Here is a 1662-nt window from a genome sequence, read left to right as displayed (position 1 = left end):
CCCAGAGTGTGTAAAAACCAGCCCAAGTATCGGCTGCGCGTAGCGCAGACGATACTTGGCTAGCCGGAACGCCTTGAAAGTCCTGCCATCGCTCTAATCCGCCCTCAAGGCCGTTAATAGCGCTTTACAGCCCCTTTTATCGGGCGCAATGGAGGCTTTTCAAGCCGCCAGCGCTTTTACAAGATTCTGCGTGCCGAGGATGTTCATTACCCGCTTCAAGTTATAAGCAAGCACGTTCAAACTCATTTCGGTGCTCACTCCGCCAAGCCGTCGCGTCAGAAAATGCGTTGCACCCATCCACTGCTTGAGAGTCCCGAAGGGGTGCTCGACGGTCTGCTTGCGGATGGTCATTACCTGCGGCTCGTTAGCCAGGCGGGCCTGCATTTCTTCCAGTACTGCCTCATGTTCCCAGCGCCGAATTTTTCGCTCTCTGGCCGGTGTGCATTGCGCCTTTATCGAGCAGGCCTGGCAGTTGGAGCGCCAGTAAACGTCCAGCTTCCTGCCCTTGTCGATGTAAGAGTTGCGCCAGATCAGCACTTGATTGGCGGGGCAGACGTACACATCGTTGTCCGCGTCGTAAACAAACTCGTCATTGCCGAAGCGACCATCAAATTTGGCCCGCGAGCTCAGCGTTTTTGGTACATAAGCTGTGATCCCTGCCTCGTGACAGGCCAGGATTTCTCCGCTTTTGTAATACCCGCGGTCCGCCACCACCGACAACGATTCGACTTGCATCACCTCACGGGCCTGCTGGGCCATCGAACTAAGTTGATCAAGGTCGTGACCCACATTGATCACCTCGTGCGCGACGATCAAATGGTGCTTGGTATCCACCGCGGTCTGTACGTTGTAACCCACGATACCTTTTCCTCCACTGCTCATCATTGAGCGCGCGTCCGGATCGGTCAGCGAAATTTGTTTGTCCGGGGATTCTTCAAGCTGTACCTCGATGGTCTGCAACGCCTTCATTTGCTCCTTCAATTTGGCGATCTTCTCCTCTAGGCCGCTCTTGGGGCCTGCGGTCTTGGGCTCTTCCCGATCAGCCGCATCCAACCCCTTTAGATAAAGGGCAATGCTTGATTCAATCTCTTCCATCCGACGCTTCAGTTTGGCACTGGTGAAATTGCGGTCGCGATGATTGACCGCCTTGAATTTACTGCCATCGATGGCAACGAAATGTTCCGAGAAAAGCCCCAATTGTTGACACAGCACGACAAACTGCCGACAGACTCCTCGAATGCCCTTTGCATTGTCTTTGCGAAAATTGGCGATGGTCTTGAAATCCGGCATCAGGCGACCGGTCAACCACATCAGCTCGACGTTGCGCTGCGCCTCGCGCTCAAGGCGTCGGCTTGACTGGATACGGTTGAGATAGCCGTAGATGTAGATCTTCAGCATGACTGCAGGATGGTAGGCAGGTCGGCCCGTTTCAGCGGGGACAGCGCTTTCAAAACCCAAGGTGATCAGGTCGAGCTCATCCACAAAGACATCGACAACGCGCACCGGATTGGTGTCGCTGACGTAATCGTCGAGACTCTCGGGAAGCAAGGTACTTTGACCTCGGTGTTCACCTTGAATGAAGCGTTTCATGGGCAACCCTTGCAATGAAATCCTGGGGAATCATAGCAAAGGTTTACCTTGGGTTTTTACACAGTCTGGGCC

1 protein-coding gene is annotated in these 1662 nt (G+C 54.2%); it reads right to left on the bottom strand.

From position 1 onward, the window contains the following. Window positions 1–159: 159 nt before the first annotated feature. On the bottom strand, window positions 160–1590 hold the full coding sequence (locus P406_RS07280) for an IS1182 family transposase (protein ID WP_046235815.1): 1431 nt from the start codon (window positions 1588–1590) through the stop codon (window positions 160–162). Window positions 1591–1662 lie beyond the last annotated feature (72 nt).

This window comes from Pseudomonas syringae pv. coryli str. NCPPB 4273, assembly GCF_000972175.1.
Lineage (GTDB): Bacteria > Pseudomonadota > Gammaproteobacteria > Pseudomonadales > Pseudomonadaceae > Aquipseudomonas > Aquipseudomonas syringae.
The sequence above is the reverse complement of the archived record's forward strand: the minus strand, read 5'-3'. Positions and strand labels throughout refer to the sequence as shown.